Annotated in this window: 16 protein-coding genes and 4 tRNA genes; 10 read left to right on the top strand and 10 right to left on the bottom strand. The window is 71.3% G+C overall.

Annotated features, from left to right (window positions below):
- The first annotated feature begins 81 nt into the window (after positions 1-81).
- The 3 genes from ABEA82_RS13655 to ABEA82_RS13645 all read left to right on the top strand — a co-directional run bounded on the left by ABEA82_RS13655 (position 82) and on the right by ABEA82_RS13645 (position 2005).
- Positions 82-597, top strand: coding sequence for a MarR family winged helix-turn-helix transcriptional regulator (locus ABEA82_RS13655; RefSeq protein ID WP_345661667.1), 516 nt, complete (start codon positions 82-84; stop codon positions 595-597).
- 138 nt (positions 598-735) lie between these two features.
- Positions 736-1377 (top strand): GTP cyclohydrolase II, encoded by a 642-nt coding sequence (locus tag ABEA82_RS13650; RefSeq protein ID WP_345661665.1) that lies wholly within the window; start codon positions 736-738, stop codon positions 1375-1377.
- A 100-nt stretch (positions 1378-1477) separates the two neighbouring features.
- Entirely contained in the window at positions 1478-2005 is a 528-nt protein-coding gene (locus tag ABEA82_RS13645) for a MarR family winged helix-turn-helix transcriptional regulator (RefSeq protein WP_345661664.1), read from the top strand.
- Positions 2006-2205: 200 nt separating this feature from the next.
- On the opposite strand, the gene ABEA82_RS13640 is transcribed toward ABEA82_RS13645, so the two are convergent.
- The 5 genes from ABEA82_RS13640 to ABEA82_RS13620 all read right to left on the bottom strand — a co-directional run bounded on the left by ABEA82_RS13640 (position 2206) and on the right by ABEA82_RS13620 (position 6362).
- Positions 2206-3273, bottom strand: coding sequence for a SpoIIE family protein phosphatase (locus tag ABEA82_RS13640; protein WP_345661663.1), 1068 nt, complete (start codon positions 3271-3273; stop codon positions 2206-2208).
- Entirely contained in the window at positions 3273-3716 is a 444-nt protein-coding gene (locus ABEA82_RS13635) for an anti-sigma regulatory factor (protein ID WP_345661662.1), read from the bottom strand. Before ABEA82_RS13635 ends, ABEA82_RS13640 begins: the two co-directional genes overlap by 1 nt.
- Complete coding sequence (locus tag ABEA82_RS13630) at positions 3716-4159, bottom strand: STAS domain-containing protein (protein WP_423652438.1); 444 nt, start codon at positions 4157-4159, stop codon at positions 3716-3718. Before ABEA82_RS13630 ends, ABEA82_RS13635 begins: the two co-directional genes overlap by 1 nt.
- Positions 4156-5061, bottom strand: coding sequence for an STAS domain-containing protein (locus tag ABEA82_RS13625; protein WP_345661661.1), 906 nt, complete (start codon positions 5059-5061; stop codon positions 4156-4158). The genes ABEA82_RS13630 and ABEA82_RS13625 overlap by 4 nt, the downstream gene beginning before the upstream one ends.
- A gap of 107 nt (positions 5062-5168) precedes the next feature.
- The gene (locus ABEA82_RS13620; protein ID WP_345661726.1) at positions 5169-6362 is read right to left on the bottom strand and encodes a PP2C family protein-serine/threonine phosphatase; all 1194 of its coding nucleotides are present in this window, start codon (positions 6360-6362) and stop codon (positions 5169-5171) included.
- A gap of 204 nt (positions 6363-6566) precedes the next feature.
- Between ABEA82_RS13620 and ABEA82_RS13615 the strand changes: the two genes are divergently transcribed.
- Both ABEA82_RS13615 and ABEA82_RS13610 read left to right on the top strand, forming a co-directional pair.
- Complete coding sequence (locus ABEA82_RS13615) at positions 6567-7061, top strand: MarR family transcriptional regulator (protein WP_345661660.1); 495 nt, start codon at positions 6567-6569, stop codon at positions 7059-7061.
- A 307-nt stretch (positions 7062-7368) separates the two neighbouring features.
- Positions 7369-8217 (top strand): RNA polymerase sigma factor SigF, encoded by an 849-nt coding sequence (locus ABEA82_RS13610; RefSeq protein WP_345661725.1) that lies wholly within the window; start codon positions 7369-7371, stop codon positions 8215-8217.
- A gap of 82 nt (positions 8218-8299) precedes the next feature.
- On the opposite strand, the gene ABEA82_RS13605 is transcribed toward ABEA82_RS13610, so the two are convergent.
- The 4 genes from ABEA82_RS13605 to ABEA82_RS13590 form a co-directional block, all read right to left on the bottom strand.
- Positions 8300-8372 (bottom strand) — tRNA-Lys (locus ABEA82_RS13605).
- Positions 8373-8489: 117 nt separating this feature from the next.
- Entirely contained in the window at positions 8490-10559 is a 2070-nt protein-coding gene (locus ABEA82_RS13600; protein WP_345661659.1) for a DEAD/DEAH box helicase, read from the bottom strand.
- A 380-nt stretch (positions 10560-10939) separates the two neighbouring features.
- Positions 10940-11488: a hypothetical protein gene (locus ABEA82_RS13595; protein WP_345661658.1), complete on the bottom strand. Its 549-nt coding sequence runs from the start codon at positions 11486-11488 to the stop codon at positions 10940-10942.
- 87 nt (positions 11489-11575) lie between these two features.
- Complete coding sequence (locus ABEA82_RS13590; protein ID WP_345661657.1) at positions 11576-11926, bottom strand: metallopeptidase family protein; 351 nt, start codon at positions 11924-11926, stop codon at positions 11576-11578.
- Positions 11927-12009: 83 nt separating this feature from the next.
- On the opposite strand from ABEA82_RS13590, the gene ABEA82_RS13585 reads away from it, so the two are divergent.
- From ABEA82_RS13585 to ABEA82_RS13570, 4 genes are all read left to right on the top strand, one after another.
- On the top strand, positions 12010-13614 hold the full coding sequence (locus ABEA82_RS13585; RefSeq protein WP_345661656.1) for a metallophosphoesterase family protein: 1605 nt from the start codon (positions 12010-12012) through the stop codon (positions 13612-13614).
- A gap of 80 nt (positions 13615-13694) precedes the next feature.
- Positions 13695-13767, top strand: a tRNA-Glu gene (locus ABEA82_RS13580).
- Between the two features lie 35 nt (positions 13768-13802).
- Positions 13803-13877, top strand: a tRNA-Asp gene (locus tag ABEA82_RS13575).
- 24 nt (positions 13878-13901) lie between these two features.
- A tRNA-Phe gene (locus ABEA82_RS13570) sits at positions 13902-13975 on the top strand.
- Positions 13976-14042: 67 nt separating this feature from the next.
- Here ABEA82_RS13570 and ABEA82_RS13565 read toward each other — a convergent pair.
- Complete coding sequence (locus ABEA82_RS13565) at positions 14043-14231, bottom strand: hypothetical protein (protein ID WP_345661655.1); 189 nt, start codon at positions 14229-14231, stop codon at positions 14043-14045.
- Between the two features lie 193 nt (positions 14232-14424).
- Here ABEA82_RS13565 and hrpA point away from each other — a divergent pair, with 193 nt between their 5' ends.
- Entirely contained in the window at positions 14425-18393 is a 3969-nt protein-coding gene (gene hrpA / locus ABEA82_RS13560) for an ATP-dependent RNA helicase HrpA (RefSeq protein WP_345661654.1), read from the top strand.
- Positions 18394-18425 lie beyond the last annotated feature (32 nt).

The following is an 18425-nucleotide window of genomic DNA, read 5'->3' as shown; positions in this document are numbered from 1 at the left end:
TCGACCGGACTGGAGTGGAGTGGACTGACTGGGCCGGACGGCGGGCTTGGTTCAAGTTTGAAACAAACCTACACTGGTGGCATGACGAATCGCTGGCTCACCCCCGAGGAGCAACGCGCCTGGCGCGCGTACATCGCCGCCTCGCTGCTCCTGGAGGACGCGATCGACCGGCAGCTCCAGCAGGACGCCGGCATGCCCCACCTGTACTACTCCATCCTGTCCGTCCTGTCCGAGTCCCCGGAACGGCGGCTGCGCATGACCGACCTCGCCGAGCGGCTGAAGATCACGCGCAGCCGGCTGACGTACGCGGTGACGCGGCTGGAGAAGGACGGCATGCTGCGGCGCGAGGCCTGCCGGTACGACAAGCGGGGGAGCATCGCGGCCCTGACCGACGAGGGGTTCGCCGTGCTGGAGCGCGCCGCGCCCGGGCATGTCGAGACCGTGCGGAGTTTCCTGTTCGACCGGCTCAGCGAGGAGCAGGTGGGGCAGCTGGAGGAGATCTCCTCGGCGATCGCACAGGGGCTCCAGGAGGACGGGGCGCGTCCGGCGTCGGACGACGTGCCGTGGCGGCGGAGGTCGTCGACGTCCTGTTCGTGAGGCACGTCACAAGACCCTGACGGTCATTGCTTCAAATTTTAAGCAAGAGTAGGGTTCCGATCACGGATCTGCTTCAAATCTGAAGCAGTCCGGCAGACGGCTGTGCAGCCGAACAGGAACGGAACCCGGAGGCCCCGCATGCCCGACACCCCCACCGTCGTCGCCACCCCGCGCTCCCGTGTCCGGGTCCCGCTGCGCTTCCAGGACGGTTACGAGGCCGACGCCGAACTCGTCACCTTCCACGGTCTGGCCGACGGCCAGGAGCACGTGGCCGTCGTCCTGGGCGAGCCCGGCCCGGTTCCGCTGGTGCGGCTGCACTCCGAGTGCCTGACCGGGGACGTGTTCGGCTCGGCCCGTTGCGACTGCGGGCCGCAGCTGCGCGAGGCCGTCGAGCGCATAGCCGACCGCGGCGGCGTGCTCCTCTACCTCCGCCAGGAGGGCCGGGGCATCGGCCTCTACAACAAGCTCGACGCGTACGCCCTCCAGGACGAGGGCCTCGACACGTACGAGGCGAACGCGGCCCTGGGGCTGCCCGAGGACGCCCGCGACTACACGGCGGCGGCCCAGATGCTGCGGGCCCTGGGCATCGGCGAACTGGACCTGCTCTCCAACAACCCCGACAAGGCGGACCAGTTGCGCGCCCTGGGCGTCGACGTCCGCGACCGGATCCCCACGGGTGTCTTCACCACCGCGCACAACGTCCGCTATCTGCGCGCGAAAGTCCTCCAGACGCAGCACACGCTGCCGCTCGCCGCGCTGACGGAGCTGAGCGCCGGCTAGCACCTCCCGGCCGCTGCCGGACGGCGAACGGAACTGCTTGCCCCTCGGCTCATCGGGTACAGCCTTTGAAAGAGGGCGACCTCAGCAGTACCCGGAGCTTATGGAAAGTGACCGTTTCGTGACCGAACTCGGCGGCCCCGGTGACCACCGGGCGAGGAGACCGGGCGACGGCCCGGAGGCCGTCGCGTCACAGATCGCCGATGCGGTGGACAGCCTGGCGACCCTCTGGTCGGTCGCCGCCCAGGACGCGTCCCTGCGTCTTTCCCTGCACCAGCTGCGCGCACTGCGCACGTTGGAGGCGGCGCCAGGCCTGAACCTCACGACCCTGGCCGACCGGCTGGACATAGGCCTCCCCACGGCCAGCCGCCTCTGCGACCGCCTCGCGGCGGCCGGCCTCCTGGAGCGCGCCCCGCACCCCGACACCCGCCGCGAGGTGCAACTGTGGCTCACCACCCACGGACAGCACGTCCTGGGCGATGTCGCGGCCCGGCGCGCCGAGGCCCTGGCCACGGCCCTGGCAGCGATGGCACCGGCGGAACGGGCAGCGCTGAGCACGGGGTTGCGGGGGTTTCTCGCCGCCCAGGAGGGGGGCTTTCCCCGCCCGGGCGGGACGAACGGGACCGGCTGACGGGGCCGGGGCGCGGGCGCTGGGCCGGGCGGGCGCGCTGAACCGGGGAGGGCGCTGGGCCGGGGCTTGGACAACACGGCCCCGACTGCGGGCACTCATACCGCTGCGGCGACGGGGTCCCCTCTGCGGACGCAGCGACACCTCGTGACACCGGGCTGCGCACCCACCCGGTCTCGACGCCAACGCCCGGTTCCTGCTGCTCAGCCCGGTGAGTCGGTGCGGCGCGCCGCAGTGCCGCCGCCGAGTACGGCCACACACGTGTCGTCGCTCACCGGACGGGCCGCGCTGCCCGCGTCCCTGAGGATCACCGCGGCCATCAGCGCCGGGTCGCAGCCGAGGAGCACGGTGTCGTCGGGTGACGTCCAGCGGCTGGGCAGGCCGTCGCTGTGCAGGACGAGGAGGCTGTCGTCCTGCCACGGCTCCCGCTGCACGGGCACCGACGCCGGGGCCTGGGCGCCCACGATGCCGGGCTGGGACAGCAGCGGCTTCCACGTACCGCCGGTGCGCAGGCGGGCACCGACGTTGCCGATCCCGGCGAAGTTCAACCGCCCTGATGCGAGGTCGATTTGGGCCACCGCGACGGCCGCGCCCCGGGTGGGGCGCAGGGCCCGGCCGAGGTGCCGCAGGATCTCGGCCGGGGGCAGGCCCGCCGCCCCGCGCAGCTCCTTCACCGCGGCGTCGGACGCCTCCGCGGCCTTGGCCCCGTGACCGAGCCCGTCGGCGAGCAGGAGGGTGAGGCGGTCGCCGTCGCTCAGGTGGCTCCAGGCGTCGCCGGAGTGCTCGGCCCGGCCCAGCGGGACGTTGACGCCACCCGCGCGCGGGCCCTGCGGGGGCGTCCCGGTCCGGCGTGCGGGCGGTTCGTGGTCGATGCGCGCCACGGCCACCGTGCCCCGTCCGGGGGCGCTGTGCAGGTCGAAGTCGTTCGCTATGCGCCGGCACGTGCCGAGGCCGGCGCCCAGGGAGGACGCGGTGGTGTAGCCGTCGCGCATCGCCACCGCGATGTCCGGGATGCCGGGGCCGTGGTCGAGCGAGACGAGCTGCACCGACTGGCGGGGCCCGCCGCTGTGCGCGCGCTCGACGAGATTGACGAGCATGCGCCCGCCGTCCGCGTGCCGGATCAGGTTGGTCGCCAGCTCCGTCGCCACCAGCGCCGCGGTCGCCGTGCGGTGGGTGCCGAGCCCGGCGCACGCACTGGCCTCCTCGGCCGCCACCCGGACGTCCCGCACCCGGGTCGAGTCGTCCACCGGTACGTCCCAGACCCTGCTCATCACGCCCCCGGTCGGGACGGCGGCAGGGCGGTCGCCCAGGCCGTCACGGTGACGGTGGTCCCCTCGCCGGGCCGGCTCTCCACATCGAACTCCTGGACCAGGCGCTTCGCCCCGCTCATCCCGAGGCCCAGTCCGCCGCCGCTGGTGTAGCCGTCGGTCATCGCCTGGTCCAGGTCCCTGATCCCGGGCCCGGCGTCGACGAAGGTCAGCCGCAGCCCGTGCGACTGCCCGGTGTCCAGCGGGGTGATCATCACATGGCCGCCTCCGCCGTGGACGAGGGTGTTGCGGGCCAGCTCGCTGGCGGCGGTGACGAGCTTGGTCTGCTGCACCAGCCCGAAGCCGAGCTCGGCGGCGGCCTGCCGGACCTGCTGCCGTACCCAGGCCAGGTCGGCGTCCGAGCCGATCGGCAGGCTGGCCGGGGCGGCATGGCGCGAGGCCTGCATCACGGACTCCCCTCGCCCTCACGCTCACCGGCGGTGAGCAGCTCCATCGCGCGTTCGACGTCCAGGGCGGTCAGCAGTCCGGGCAGGGTGAGGCCCAGCTCGACCAGGGTGATCGCCACCGCCGGGCGCATCCCGGCCAGCACCGTACGGGCGGCCAGCAGTTCGGCTCCCGCGGCGATCTCGGCGAGGACCCGCCCCAGGAAGGAGTCGACGATCTCCACGCCGGAGATGTCGATGACCACACCGGTCACCCGGGTGTGCGCGATCCGGTCCGTGATGTCCTGCTGGAGCTGCTCGGCCATGCCGTCGTGCAACTCCCCCTGGAGGGTGACCAGCAGGATGTCGCCCAGCTTGAGGACGGGGACCGTGAAGGCGTGCCCGCCCGCGGCCCCGGCCCCCGGGTGCCCGTACCCGGCGGGACCGTTCCCCCCGGCCCCGGTCACCGCGCTCCCGCGTCGGCAGCCGGGACCGGCGCGATGGCGACGCCCTGCCGGCTGAGCGCGTAGGCCAGGGCGTCCGCCAGGCTCGCGCGCGTGAGCACCGTACCGAGGTCGATGCCCAGGTGGACTATGGTCTGCGCGATCGCGGGCCGGATCCCGGAGACGATGCACTCGGCGCCCATCAGCCGGGCCGCCGCCACCGTCTTCATCAGGTGCTGGGCGACCAGCGAGTCGACCGTGGGCACGCCGGTGATGTCGAGGATGGCGTACCGGGCGCGCTCGGCGACGATCGCGTCCAGCAGGCTCTCCATGACCACCTGGCTGCGGGCGCTGTCCAGCGTGCCGATCAGCGGAACGGCGACCGTGCTCTCCCAGAGCTTGATCACCGGGGTGGCCACCTCGTGCAGCTGCTCGCGCTGCCGTGCGATGACCTCCTCGCCCGCGCTGACCGTGGTCTCCATCACGACCAGGCGCAGCGTGCCGAGGAGCACGGTCAGCCCCACCACGCACTCCTGCGCCTCGGGGGCGTACGGGTCCGGGAACTCGGCGCGCAGCAGCTCGGTCGCCGGTTCGCGCAGCGCGGCGACCTCTCTGGCGACGCCGTCCGGGTCGAGACCCGTGCGGGCGCGGGAGGCCGCCATGCGCCCCAACTGGTCGCGCACCGCCTCGAAGCCGGACGCCCGGATGTCCTCCAGCCGCCCGGAGGCCGCCACCGCGGCCAGCGCCGCCACCACCGCCCTGCCCGCCTCGACCGCCTCGTCGCGGGATACGGTGAAGACCGTGCGGAACAGCGCCGCGTCCGCCCAGCGTTGGGCGATCTGCTCCCGGCGCCGTTCGAGGAAGGCGCTCACCTGCTGTGCGACCGGCTCCTGCTCCGCGTTCTCTTCCGACACCGCCACTTGCATCGCTCCCTTGCACGGGCCGGACCGAGGTCGCGCCATGGCGCCTCAGCCGTTACTTGCCGTATGACAAACATTAGTGCCGACGGGCGACACCACCAAACAAGTCCTCGTCAACTCTCATGACCTGCGCCTTCCCCCGTGCCCTGCCTCCCACGCCAGTCCAGACACACCACCAGGGCGTCGTCGTCCGCGACGGATCCGCCGCGATGGCCGGTCAGTTCGCGCAGGATGGCCCGGGGCACCTCGGCGGCCGGGAGCAGCCGGGTCGACTGGATCGCCCGGGCCAGGGCGGCGTCCCCGTACGCCTCTCCGCCCGGCGAGGCCACGTCGTACACCCCGTCGCTGACGAAGACCAGCCGGTCGCCGGGCTCGGCCCGGAACTCCTGGACGACGTAGTCGGTCTCCTCGAACATGCCGAGCGGCAGCTGGGCGTCGAAGGGCACCCGCTCCACCGCGCCCCGGCGCAGCCGCAGCAGCTGCGGGGAACCGGCGTCCACGGCCCGGACCCGCCCGGTGGCCAGCTCGAAGTCGAGCATGAGCACGGACAGGTAGCAGCGGCCCCGGTAGTGGGCGTACACCGCCTGGTCGGCCAGGGCCGCCTGGTCGGCGAGGTGCAGGCCGGCCCGGCGCGCGTTGCGCAGGGCGTTGATCGCCAGGTTCGTCAGCAGGGAGGCCTCTATGCCCTCGCCCATGCCGTTGGTGACGTAGAGACTGAGCCGGTCGGCCGTGGCGGACCAGTCGAAGTTGTCGCCGAAGATCGCGTACGCCGGTTCCAGCTGCGCGCCCAGCTCGTACTCGGGGCGGGCGCAGGAGCGGCCGGGCAGCAACTGCCACTGCATCTCGGCGGCCAGGGTCAGCCGGTCCTTGCGGCGCGCCTGGAGGTACAGGTCGGTGTCCCGCTCGGCCACCACCACCTCGTGCCCGAGCACCTCGGCGATCTCGGCCAGTTCACCCAGGCAGCCGTCGAGGTGCGCGCCGCTGGGCAGGGTCACCGTCAGCACGCCGAGCCGGTCGCCGCGCACGGTGACCGGCAGATGCGCGCGCACGCGGCTGTCGGAAAGGGGGTCCAGGTACGGCACCTGCGCGCCGAAGGCCCGTCCCGCCGGGCTGTTGTGCACGGACACCGGCTGGAGGGTGTGAGGCAGCACGGACACCGGCTGAAGCACCGTCAGCCCGTAGTCGGCCAGAAACAGCTCGACGGAGTCCGCCGCGTACTGATCGGTCAGTACACGACGGACCGCGTCCAGCAGTTGGTGGGGGGCCGCCGTGCGCAACGCGCGCTCGGCGGCCATGAATCTGTCCATGATCATGGTCATTTCGGTCAACACACCTCTCTCTGATCGGTCGTCTACGAATCCACGGGTACGGGTCCGGAGCGCAGGTCATCCGGTACGGGGCGGGCACGCGCGGCGGCGGGCGCGGTGGGCGCCGGCCGTCCCCGCGCCGGCTTCGGCCCCCGCCGTCCGCACGCCTAGTACGCTGACGGCCACCCCGGTGCCTGCGAGAGTGTGACTGTGACTTCCCTCCGACCCCGCCCTGAGCCAGCAGAGGTCGCGCGTGTGACCTCCACGGCTGCGGAGTTGCTGGAGGTCCTGTGGGGCCGGGCCTCGACGGCACCCGCCTCCGCGTCCCAGCTGCGCGTGCTGCTCATCCTCGAACACCACGAGGGCATCAACCTGCGCACCCTGGCCGACTCCCTCGCCTCCACCCCGCCCTCGACCAGCCGGCTCTGCGACCGGTTGCAGGCGGCCGGGTTCGTCGAGCGCGTGGTGAGTGCGGTGGACCGGCGCGAGGTGCGCCTGCAGCTCAGCAGCCGGGGCCGGGCCTTCCTGGCCGACCTGCGCATCCGCCGGGAGCAGGCGCTGCGCGCGGTGCTCGACCAGATGCCCGCCGCGAAGCGGGTGGCGTTGCTCCAGGGGCTGGAGGCGTTCTGCGACGCGGCGGCGGCCCAGATACACGACGACTCCGACGACGTCCCCGCATCCGAGACCCGGACTGCCTGAACTGCCCGCCGTGGCACCGGGTTGTACATTCCGGATCCTTCCCCGTACCCCTTCGCCACGGCTACTTTGTTGCTTTGCGACTATGGTTGTCAAACGACAACTGTCCGCTCCTCGCATCCCTCGACCTCCCCTCCGCATTCCTGGTCCGAATACCCCGACAACGCCTCGACCTGCGTCGACTGTGGTCTACGTCTCGGAGCGAGGTGCCCAGGGCATGAGCCCGGCAAGTGCGGGTAGCGGGGCGGGAGGTGGCCTGTCGGGGGATGGGAGCGGGCCGGACTACGAGGGAGGGCCCGTGACGGCGACCATGCGCATCGGCACGACGACGGATTCCCGCACCGCCACCGGTGCGGACCTGCCGCAGATCGCGGAGCCGCAGAAGCTCGCCCCGCAGGACGCGCGCGAGCTGACCGGACAGTTCCTGGACCGGCTCGCCGTACTGGAGGAAGGCACGCCCGAACACCAGTACGCGCGCAACACGCTCATCGAGATGAACATGTCGCTGGTGCGGTTCGCGGCCCGCCGGTTCCGCAGCAGCGGCCAGGCGATGGAGGACGTCGTCCAGGTCGGCGTCATCGGCCTCATCAAGGCCATCGACCGCTTCGAGGTCTCCCGCGAGGTCCAGTTCACCAGCTTCGCGGTGCCGTACATCGTCGGCGAGATCAAGCGGTTCTTCCGCGACACGTCCTGGGCCGTGCACGTGCCGCGCCGCCTCCAGGAGGCCCGTACGGAACTCGCCAAGGCCACCGAGGAACTGGCCTCCCGCCTCGGCCGCGCGCCGAGGGTCGCGGAGCTGGCGGCGCTGATGAACCTGTCCGAGGAGGAGGTCGTCGAGGCCCAGGTCGCGGCGAACGGCTACCTGTCCTCGTCCCTGGACGCCACGGTCAGCGGCGACTCCGAGGACAGCGACTCGAAGCTCTCCGAGTTCATCGGCGAGGAGGACCCGGCCCTGGAACTCGTCGAGGACTTCCACGCGCTGGCCCCCCTGATCGCCGAACTCGACGAACGCCAGCGCCTCATCCTCCACCTGCGCTTCGTGGAGGAACTCACCCAGGCGGAGATCGGCAAGCGCCTCGGCATCTCCCAGATGCACGTGTCCCGGCTGATCGCCCGGACCGTGGCGCGACTCCGGTCGGGGATGCTGGCGACGGGCTGAGCCCGGCAGCGGCCGGCATGTGAGAACCGGAGAACGCAGCAGCGCCCGAGCCGACCGAAGTCGACTCGGGCGCTGCCTCAGGTAGGCCCTGTGGGACTCGAACCCACAACCAATGGATTAAAAGTCCACTGCTCTGCCAATTGAGCTAAGGGCCCCAGGCGATGTTGCCCCCACGAGCATAGCCCGAGGTGGCCGAGTCTCCGATCAGGTATCGGGGACCCGGCCGTGCCGAAGGGGGAAACAGGCCCGGTGCGGGTCACTGACGCCGAGCGTCAGCCGTTGCGCTTCCAGCGCGGCTTGTCCTCGCGGCGGCCGAAGGAACCGCCGCCACGGTGGTCGTCACGACGGCCGTAGGGACGGTCGTGGCCGCCGGAGCGGTAGCCCGGACGGTCGTCCCGGCGGTCGCGGTTGAAGGGACGGTCGCTGCCCCGGTGCCCGCCGCGCTCGTCCCGGCGGAAGCCGCCACGGTCACGGTCGCGGTTGAGGCCACCGCGGTCGTCGCGACGCTCGAACGAACGCCCACCACGGTCACGGTCACGGTCCCGGTCGAAGGAACGGCCACCACGGTCGTCACGACGGAAGCCGCCACGGTCGCCGCGGTCGCCCCGGTCGGCCCGGTCGTCCCGGCGGAAGCCGCCACGGTCCCCACGGTCGAAGGAGCGACCGCCACGGTCACGGTCCCGGTCGCGGTCCCGGTTGAAGCCACCACGGTCGTCGCGACGCTCGAACGAACGCCCACCACGGTCACGGTCACGGTCCCGGTCGAAGGAACGGCCACCACGGTCGTCACGACGGAAGCCACCGCGGTCCTCGCGACGCTCCCGCCGCTCGTACGGCGCGGAAGCCTCGGCGCGGTCCTCGCGCTCGACGTCCTTCGCGGTCGGCTGCTCCGGCACGGACACCTCGACGCCCGCCGGAGCCTCGGCGGACTCACCGGCCACCACCGCGGCAGGCTCCTCGCCCCGCTCGCGGGCGACCCGGGCGAGCAGCCGGTCGGACTCCTCACGCAGCTCGTTCGCACGCCGCTGGGCCCGCTCCAGCTCCTTGGTGAGCTGGGCGACCTCGCGCTCGGCCTGCTGCGCGGCGTTGCCCACGGACTCGGCCTGCACCTCGGTCATCGACCGGGCGCCGGTGATCTCGGCGACCTCCGGGTCGAAGGCGCCGGCACTCTGGATGATGTGACGCGTGGCGTCGACGCCCGCGTCCTCCATCAGGCGGAAGATCTGCCGCCGCTGGTGCGGGAGCGAGAGGGAGACGACCGTGCCCGTGCGGCCGGCCCGCGCGGTGCGGCCCGCCCGGTGCAGGTAGTCCTTGTGGTCACCGGCCGGGTCCACGTTCAGCACCAGGTCGATGCCGTCGACGTGGATACCGCGCGCGGCGACGTCGGTCGCGACGAGCACGTTGACGTACCCGTCCTTGAAGTCGGCCAGAGTCCGCGTCCGCGCGCCCTGGGTCATGCCGCCGTGCAGCGCGTCGGCCTTCGCCCCGGCGTCGCGCAGCTGCTCGGCGACGCGGTCGGCGCCCAGCTGGGTCCGGACGAAGATGATCGTGCGGCCCTTGCGGGAGGCGATGGCCGCGGTGACCGGCGCCTTGTCCTTGGGCTTCACGATGAGGATGTGGTGCGACATGGTCGTCACGGCGCCCTGCGCGGCGTCGACCTCGTGGCTGACCGGGTCCTTCAGGTACCGGTCGACCAGGGTCTTGATCTCGTTCTCCATGGTCGCGGAGAACAGCATCCGCTGGCCGCCCGCCGGAACCTGGTCCAGCAGCTCGGTGACCTCGGGCATGAAGCCCAGGTCGGACATCTGGTCGGCCTCGTCGAGGACCGCGATCTCCACGTTCTCCAGGGAGCAGGCGCCGCGGTTGATGATGTCGCGCAGCCGGCCCGGGGTGGCGACCAGGACGTCGACGCCCCGCTCCAGGGCGTAGATCTGGTTGCCCATGGACGTACCGCCGCAGACGACCTTCATCTTCAGGCCGAGGACGTCGCCGTAGGGCTGGAGCGCGTCGGCGACCTGCATGGCGAGCTCACGCGTCGGGGTCAGGATGACGGCGCGCGGCTTGTGCTTCTCGGTGCGACCGCCGGCCAGCGTGGCCAGGGTCGGCAGACCGAAGGAGAGGGTCTTGCCGGAGCCGGTGCGGCCACGGCCGAGGATGTCCTTGCCGGCCAGGGCGTCCGGGATGGTCGCGGCCTGGATCGGGAAGGGGGTGGTCACGCCGTTCTGCGCGAGCTTGCGCACGACGCCTTCGGGCAGGCCGAGGTCGGCGAAAGTGACCTCGGGGGCGTCTTCGGCTGCCTCGTTCTCGGGCACGACGACGTGATCAGTACTGGCGATGGACATGCGAATGCGAAACCTTCCGGAGTCTCGTCGGCACGCGCCCGTCAACTCCGTGATTCGCGATTCGCAATACGACCGCCTCAATGCGGTCCACCACGGCAAGGGAGAGTACGCGCCACACGGCGCGCTCTGCGGTGGCGCCGGGCAAGATGGGATCAAACGATCTGCCACCATACGCAGTCCGGCCCCGTCAAGGCAAACCGAATGGTGCGGGCGGCAGTGGGAGCGCGCCGAGGCCCGTCCCGAGTGCTGACAACCGACCCTCGCCCGGAAATGTTCCCGCGTCACGAACACCGGTCCGCTGATGTGACCGCCGCAACAGCGTCCGGCCACAACGGGCTGCCCCCGCCGTGCCGGACCACCCGCGCGGCCCGGGACGGACGCTACGCCGGCGCCCCGGCCTCCGGCGCCGGTTCCCGCTGCTCCAGCTGCGGCCCCGGCGGCTCGTGCGCCGACGACGACGGCTCCGGCGTCGGTTCCGGGGACGCCGTCGGCTCCTGCGGCGTCGGCGTCGGTTCCGGATCGGCCGTCCGGGTGGGAGTGGGCGGAGCCGGCGGCTTCGGCACGGGCTGGTCCGGCTTCCCCGGCTTCCCCGGCTTCCCCGGCTCGCGCCCCGGCGCGGACGCGCTCGCCGCGGCGGTCGGCGACTCCTCGGGGGACGCCGCCTCCCCCGGCTTGCCGTGCTTGCCCTTCCCGCCCTTCCGGCCCTTGCCGCGCCCGCGCTCGCCGTCGGCCGAGGCGACACCGATCCCGGTGCCGCCGCCCGAGACCCCCGACCCGCCGTCGGACGCCTCCCCGCCCCGCTGCCCGGCGGAGTGCGACGGCTTGGCCCTCCCGCCCGCACCGTCGTCGCCGACGCTCATGCAGCCGGCGGCAGCGGCGACGGCCACGACGGTGGCGGCCAGGCGGACGGGTACGTACAAGGGGCGCACGGGGCCACCTCCGGAAGGGGTGATGGAGTCAACACCTCCAACTCCCGCCGCCCGCAAGAGGACACGCCGCCCGCGTTCACATCACGGTCAGCCGTAACCCAGGGCGTGAAGGCGCGCGTCGTCGATGCCGAAGTGGTGCGCGATCTCGTGCACCACGGTGACTTCCGTCTCGGCGACGACGTCCTCCCGCGACTCGCACATCCGCAGGGTCGGATTCCGGTAGATGGTGATCCGGTCCGGCAGCACACCGGCGTACCACTCACCCCGGTCGGTCAGCGGAGTCCCCTCGTACAGCCCGAGCAGCTCGGGGTCCTCCGCCGGCGGCTCGTCCTCGACGAACACCGCCACGTTGTCCATCAGTCGGGTCAGCTCCGGCGGAATCCGGTCGAGCGCCTCGGCGACCAGCTCCTCGAACTCCTCGCGCGTCATCTCCAGCACAGGCCCATTGTCGGCCACGGCCCGCCCGTACGAGAGCCATCCGGCGTCGCATATCCGGCCGGGCACATGGGCATACGGGACCAATGGCCCGCGTCCCCGCCGCTGTCCTGAGTGTCCTGAACCCGATCCGCAAGGCCCCGCGCGCCCTCGCCCGCCGGTACCGCTCCCGACAGGCTCCGGCCACGATCGCGCTCGTGCCGCAGCCGCACCCGTGGGCCCGCGCGGCCGGGCTCGTGGCCGTCGTCGTACTCGGCGCCTGGCTGGGCCTGCTCGTGGTGGGCAATGTCCGGGTCCCGGTCGGCCCCATGAACACCACCATGACCCTGCGCCCCTCCTTCACCGGCGGCACCAAGATCAACATCTCGCCGCTGGGCGCACTCCAACTGGACAGCCACGTCGCCCCCGTCCGGCTGGACGTGAACGTCGACCAGCTCGACCCGGAGCGCTCCCAGGCGCTCGTCGACCACCCCGAACGCCTCTCCGGACTGCAGGACGAGGTCACCGAGGACGTCGGCCGCGGCACCCTCGACCTGGCCGTACGCTCCGGCGTCGCCGTCGTCGCCGGAGCCACCGCGCTCGGTCTCGCGGTCTACCGCCGCCCCCGCCGCGCCCTGGCCGCCGGAGGTCTGGCCCTCACGCTCCTCGCCGCCTCGGGCGGCACGGCGTACGCCACCTGGCGCCCCGACTCCGTCCTGGAGCCCAAGTTCTCCGGCCTGCTCACCTCGGCTCCCTCCCTGGTCGGCAACGCCCGCAACATCGTCACGGAATTCGACGTCTACCAGAAGGAGTTGGCCCGCCTGGTCACCAACGTGACCAAGCTCTACGACGCCACCTCGACCCTGCCCGCCTACGCGCCCGACCCCTCCACCATCCGGGTCCTGCACGTCTCCGACATCCACCTCAACCCGGCGAGCTGGAAGATCATCGCCTCGCTCGTGGAGCAGTACAAGGTGGACGTCATCGTCGACTCCGGCGACACGATGGACCACGGCACAGCCGCCGAGAACGGCTTCCTGGACCCCATCGAGGACCTCGGGGCCCCCTACGTCTGGGTGCGCGGCAACCACGACTCGATGATCACGCAGGACCACATGGAAGGCCTGAAGAACGTCCACGTCCTGGACAACGGCCGGGCGAAGACGATCAAGGGCCTGCGTTTCGCGGGCATCGGCGACCCGCAGTTCACCCCCGACCGCTCCAAGACCCCCGGAGCCCGCCAGTCCCAGGAATTCGCGGGCGCCCGCCTGGCCACGGCCCTGCGTGACCAGAGCGCCGCCGGCACCCCGGTGGACGTCGCCGTCGCCCACGAGCCGTCGGCCGCCCGCGAGGTCGACGGCGAGGTTCCCCTGGTCCTGGCCGGCCACCTCCACCACGACGAGACGGAAGTCCTGAAGTACGGCACCCGCCTGCGCATCGAGGGCTCCACGGGCGGCAGCGGCCTGCGCGCCATCGAGGGCAAGCACCCGGACCCCATCGAGGCGTCGATCCTCTACTTCGACCGGGACACCCGGCACCTCCAGGCCTGGGACGAGATCGAACTGGGCGGCCTCGGCCTCACGACCGCGGAGGTCAGCCGCCACCTGCCCGAGGAGAACCAGCCGGGCGCGTCCCCGTCCCCGAGCGCTCCGTCCCTGGGCACCTCGCCCCCGAGCACCCCGACGACGGGCACCGCGTCACCCTCCCCGTAAACCGTTTTGGCGATAGGTCCCGCCATCCCATATGCTTCTCACGTCCCCGACGCGCTGAGAAGCGCGCAGGCGGGCCGATAGCCCTCATCGTCTAGCGGCCTAGGACGCCGCCCTTTCAAGGCGGTAGCACGGGTTCGAATCCCGTTGGGGGCACGCACCACCCTGTGCGACACTGTCGTACGAAGCTTGGTCCTGTGGAGCAGTTTGGAGTGCTCGCCACCCTGTCAAGGTGGAGGCCGCGGGTTCAAATCCCGTCAGGACCGCCGAGGTTTCACGTGAAACCTCGTGGCTGGGTAGCTCAGTTGGTACGAGCGTCCGCCTGAAAAGCGGAAGGTCGCCGGTTCGACCCCGGCCCCAGCCACAACCGCCCTGTCAGGGCATGCGGCCCCACCGAAGATATTCGGTGGGGCCGTTCTCGTGTCGGTCGACTACTCGTCCCCGTCGCTCCGCTGTGAGCGGGAACCACGGTTCGCGCTGCGGGCCAGTTCGCTGCCGAGCAGCGTCACCTTGGCCACACCACGTGCCCAGCGAGGAGCGTCGCCCCGGGCCGCCCAGAAGACACAGACGCAGCCGCCGATGAGGAGCAGAACGACGACCGACAATATGAGCACCAGCATGCTCGACCCCCGTTTTCGTGTGATGGTCCGCGCCATCCTCTCAGGCGGGTCGAGCCGGCCGGGCGCGGTGATCATCCGGCCGTCCCGGCCGAGCTCTCCGCGCCCCGCGTCATGACCCCGCCGCCCGTCTCGCGCACCGCCGAGACAAAAGCGTTCGCCACGGATTTCCCGGGGATGAGATCCTGGGGGGCGTATGTCTACGCAATCCGCCCCCGCACTCGGCGCCCTCGCCTCCCGCCTGACCGAGCTGTCCCTGCGCGACGCGCACCGGCTCGGGCGCAGGCTCGAAGGTGCGCGCAAGATCCGTAAGCCGGAGGCCCGGGACGCCGTGCTCGCCGAGATCGAGGGCGAGGTCGTCAAGGGCGAGGAGCGGATGGCCGGCCGGCGGGCCCGGGTGCCCGCGGTCACGTACCCCGAGCAGCTGCCGGTCAGCCAGAAGAAGGACGCGATCGCCGACGCCATCCGCGACCACCAGGTCGTGATCGTCGCCGGTGAGACCGGCTCCGGCAAGACCACCCAGATCCCCAAGATCTGCATGGAGCTGGGGCGGGGCGTGCGCGGCATGATCGGGCACACGCAGCCGAGGCGGATCGCCGCCCGCACCGTCGCCGAGCGCGTGGCGGAGGAACTGGACACGCCGCTGGGCGAGGCCGTCGGCTGGAAGGTCCGTTTCACCGACCAGGTCGACCCGGACGCCACCTTCGTCAAGCTCATGACGGACGGCATCCTGCTCGCCGAGATCCAGACCGACCGCGAGCTGCGCGCCTACGACACGATCATCATCGACGAGGCCCACGAGCGGTCCCTCAACATCGACTTCCTGCTGGGCTACCTCGCCCAGCTGCTGCCGAAGCGCCCCGACCTCAAGGTCGTCATCACCTCGGCGACCATCGACCCCGAGCGCTTCTCGCGGCACTTCGGCGACGCCCCGATCATCGAGGTCAGCGGACGGACCTACCCCGTGGAGGTCCGCTACCGGCCGCTCCTCGAAGAGGACTCCGACGACGCCGACCGCGACCAGATCACCGCGATCACCGACGCCGTGGAAGAGCTCCAGAAGGAGGGCAAGGGCGACATCCTGGTCTTCCTCTCCGGCGAGCGTGAGATCCGCGACACGGCCGACGCCCTCACGAAGAAGAACTACCGCTTCACCGAGATCCTGCCGCTCTACGCCCGGCTCTCCCACGCCGAACAGCACCGCGTCTTCCAGCCGCACACCGGCCGCAGGATCGTGCTGGCCACGAACGTCGCCGAGACGTCCCTCACCGTGCCCGGCATCAAGTACGTCATCGACCCGGGCTTCGCGCGCATCTCCCGCTACAGCCACCGCACCAAGGTCCAGCGGCTGCCCATCGAGCCGGTCTCGCAGGCCAGCGCCAACCAGCGCAAGGGCCGCTGCGGCCGTACGTCCGACGGCATCTGCATCCGCCTCTACAGCGAGGACGACTTCAACGCCCGCCCGGAGTTCACGGACGCGGAGATCCTCCGGACGAACCTCGCCTCCGTCATCCTCCAGATGACCGCGGCCGGCCTCGGCGACATCGAGAAGTTCCCCTTCATCGACCCGCCGGACCACCGCAACATCCGTGACGGTGTCCAGCTGCTTCAGGAGCTGAACGCCCTCGACCCCACGCAGAAGGACCCGCGCAAGCGGCTGACGGACACCGGCCGCAAGCTCGCCCAGCTGCCCGTCGACCCGCGGCTGGCCCGGATGGTCCTGGAGGCGGACCGGAACGGCTGTGTCCGCGAGGTCATGGTCATAGCCGCCGCGCTCTCCATCCAGGACCCGCGGGAACGCCCCGCCGACAAGCAGACCCAGGCCGACCAGCAGCACGCCCGGTTCAAGGACGAGACCAGCGACTTCCTGGCCTTCCTCAACCTCTGGCGCTACCTCCGCGAGCAGCAGAAGGAACGGGGTTCGTCCTCCTTCCGCCGGATGTGCAAGCAGGAGTACCTCAACTTCCTTCGCATCCGCGAATGGCAGGACATCTACTCCCAGTTGCGCACGGTCGCGAAGCAGATGGGCATCCACCTCAACGAGGACGACGCCCCGGCCGACCGCATCCACGTCTCCCTCCTCGCGGGCCTGCTGTCCCACGTCGGCATGAAGGACGTGAAGAACGCCGGGGGGGAGGGCGGGAAGAACACAGCGAAGAACGAGTACCTGGGCGCGCGGAACGCCAAGTTCGCGGTCTTCCCCGGCTCGGCCCTCTTCAAGAAGCCCCCGCGCTTCGTGATGTCCGCCGAACTCGTCGAGACCTCCCGCCTCTGGGCCCGCGTCAACGCCAAGATCGAGCCCGACTGGGTCGAGCCCCTCGCCCAGCACCTCGTCAAGCGCACCTACAGCGAACCGCACTGGGAGAAGGACCAGGCCGCGGTGATGGCGTACGAGAAGGTCACGCTGTACGGCGTGCCGATCGTGGCGCAGCGGAAGGTCAACTACGGCCGGATCGACCCGGAGGTCAGCCGCGAGCTGTTCATCCGGAACGCGCTGGTCGAAGGGGACTGGCGCACGCACCACAAGTTCTTCTCGGACAACCGCAGGCTCCTCACCGAGGTCGAGGAGCTGGAGCACCGGGCCCGGCGCCGGGACATCCTGGTCGACGACGAGACGCTGTTCGACTTCTACGACCAGCGGATCCCCGAACACGTCGTCTCCGGCGCGCACTTCGACTCCTGGTGGAAGCGCAAGCGGCACGAGCAGCCCGACTTCCTCGACTTCGAGCGCGAGATGCTCATCAACGAGAAGGCGGGCGAGGTCACCAAGGCCGACTATCCGGACACCTGGCGCCAGGGGAACCTCAAGTTCCGAGTGACGTACCAGTTCGAGCCGGGCGCGGACGCCGACGGCGTGACCGTGCACATCCCGCTCCAGGTCCTCAACCAGGTCACGGATGAGGGCTTCGACTGGCAGATCCCGGGCCTGCGGGAGGAGCTGGTGACGGAGCTGATCCGGTCCCTGCCGAAGCCGATCCGCCGGAACTACGTCCCGGCCCCGAACTACGCGAAGGCGTTCCTGGACAAGGCGGTGCCCCTCCAGGAGCCCCTGACCACGACCATGAACCGCGAGCTGCGGCGCATGGTCGGCGTGCCCTTCGAGGCGGACGACTTCGACTGGGCCAAGGTCCCCGACCATCTGCGGGTCACGTTCCGGATCGTCGACGAGCGGCGGCGGAAGCTGGCGGAGGACAAGGACCTGGAGGCGCTCAAGCTGCGGCTGCGGCCGAAGGCCCGCAAGGCCCTGTCCCAGGCGGCCGCGGCCACCGCGGAACGCCAGGGCGGCGAGTCGCTGGAGCGCAAGGGCCTCACCGACTGGACGATCGGCACGCTCACCCGTGTCTTCGAGACGCGGCGGGCCGGGCAGCCGGTGAAGGCGTATCCGGCGCTGGTCGACGACGGCGACACCGTATCCGTACGCCTCTTCGACACGGAGGCGGAACAGGCGCAGGCCATGTGGAAGGGCACCCGCCGCCTGATCCTGCGCAACATCCCGGTGAACCCGGCGAAGTTCGCCTCCGAGAAGCTGACGAACGCGCAGAAGCTGGCACTGTCCTCGAATCCGCACGGCTCCATCCAGGCGCTGTTCGACGACTGTGCCATGGCGGCGGCCGACCAGCTGATCGCGGACTTCGGCGGGCCGGCGTGGGACGAGGAGTCGTACCGCAAGCTGTACGACAAGGTGCGCGCCGAGATCGTCGACACGACCGTCCGTACGGTGGGGCAGGTGCAGCAGGTGCTGGCCGCCTGGCAGGCCTGTGAGCGCCGTCTGAAGGCCGTACGCAGCCCCGCGCTGCTGCCGAACCTCCAGGACGTGCGGGGGCAGCTGGACGCCCTGGTGAAGCCGGGCTTCGTGACGGCGGCGGGGCTGCGTCGGCTGCCGGACCTCATGCGCTACCTGGTCGCGGCCGACCGCCGTCTGCAGCAGATGCCGACGAACGTCCAGCGGGACACGACGCGGATGCAGAAGATCCACGAGATGCAGGACGAGTACGCCTGGCTCCTGGAGCAGATGCCGCAGGGCCGGCCGGTCCCGTCGGCCGTCCTCGACATCCGCTGGATGATCGAGGAGCTCCGGGTGAGCTACTTCGCCCACGCGCTGGGCACGGCGTACCCCGTCTCCGACAAGCGGATCGTGAAGGCGATCGACGCGGTGGCGCCGTAACGGCACGGGCACGCAGGGTGAGTTCGACCAGC

Source organism: Streptomyces venetus (assembly GCF_039540295.1).
Taxonomy (GTDB): domain Bacteria; phylum Actinomycetota; class Actinomycetes; order Streptomycetales; family Streptomycetaceae; genus Streptomyces; species Streptomyces venetus.
The sequence above is the reverse complement of the archived record's forward strand: the minus strand, read 5'-3'. Positions and strand labels throughout refer to the sequence as shown.

Coding starts and splice junctions, on each gene's coding strand:
- ABEA82_RS13655 (WP_345661667.1), top strand. CDS start 82: ATGACGAATCGCTGGCTCACCCCCGAGGAGCAACGCGCCTGGCGCGCG.
- ABEA82_RS13650 (WP_345661665.1), top strand. CDS start 736: ATGCCCGACACCCCCACCGTCGTCGCCACCCCGCGCTCCCGTGTCCGG.
- ABEA82_RS13645 (WP_345661664.1), top strand. CDS start 1,478: ATGGAAAGTGACCGTTTCGTGACCGAACTCGGCGGCCCCGGTGACCAC.
- ABEA82_RS13640 (WP_345661663.1), bottom strand. CDS start 3,273: ATGAGCAGGGTCTGGGACGTACCGGTGGACGACTCGACCCGGGTGCGG.
- ABEA82_RS13635 (WP_345661662.1), bottom strand. CDS start 3,716: ATGCAGGCCTCGCGCCATGCCGCCCCGGCCAGCCTGCCGATCGGCTCG.
- ABEA82_RS13625 (WP_345661661.1), bottom strand. CDS start 5,061: ATGCAAGTGGCGGTGTCGGAAGAGAACGCGGAGCAGGAGCCGGTCGCA.
- ABEA82_RS13620 (WP_345661726.1), bottom strand. CDS start 6,362: ATGGACAGATTCATGGCCGCCGAGCGCGCGTTGCGCACGGCGGCCCCC.
- ABEA82_RS13610 (WP_345661725.1), top strand. CDS start 7,369: ATGCGCATCGGCACGACGACGGATTCCCGCACCGCCACCGGTGCGGAC.
- ABEA82_RS13600 (WP_345661659.1), bottom strand. CDS start 10,559: ATGTCCATCGCCAGTACTGATCACGTCGTCGTGCCCGAGAACGAGGCA.
- ABEA82_RS13585 (WP_345661656.1), top strand. CDS start 12,010: ATGGCCCGCGTCCCCGCCGCTGTCCTGAGTGTCCTGAACCCGATCCGC.
- ABEA82_RS13565 (WP_345661655.1), bottom strand. CDS start 14,231: ATGCTGGTGCTCATATTGTCGGTCGTCGTTCTGCTCCTCATCGGCGGC.
- hrpA (WP_345661654.1), top strand. CDS start 14,425: ATGTCTACGCAATCCGCCCCCGCACTCGGCGCCCTCGCCTCCCGCCTG.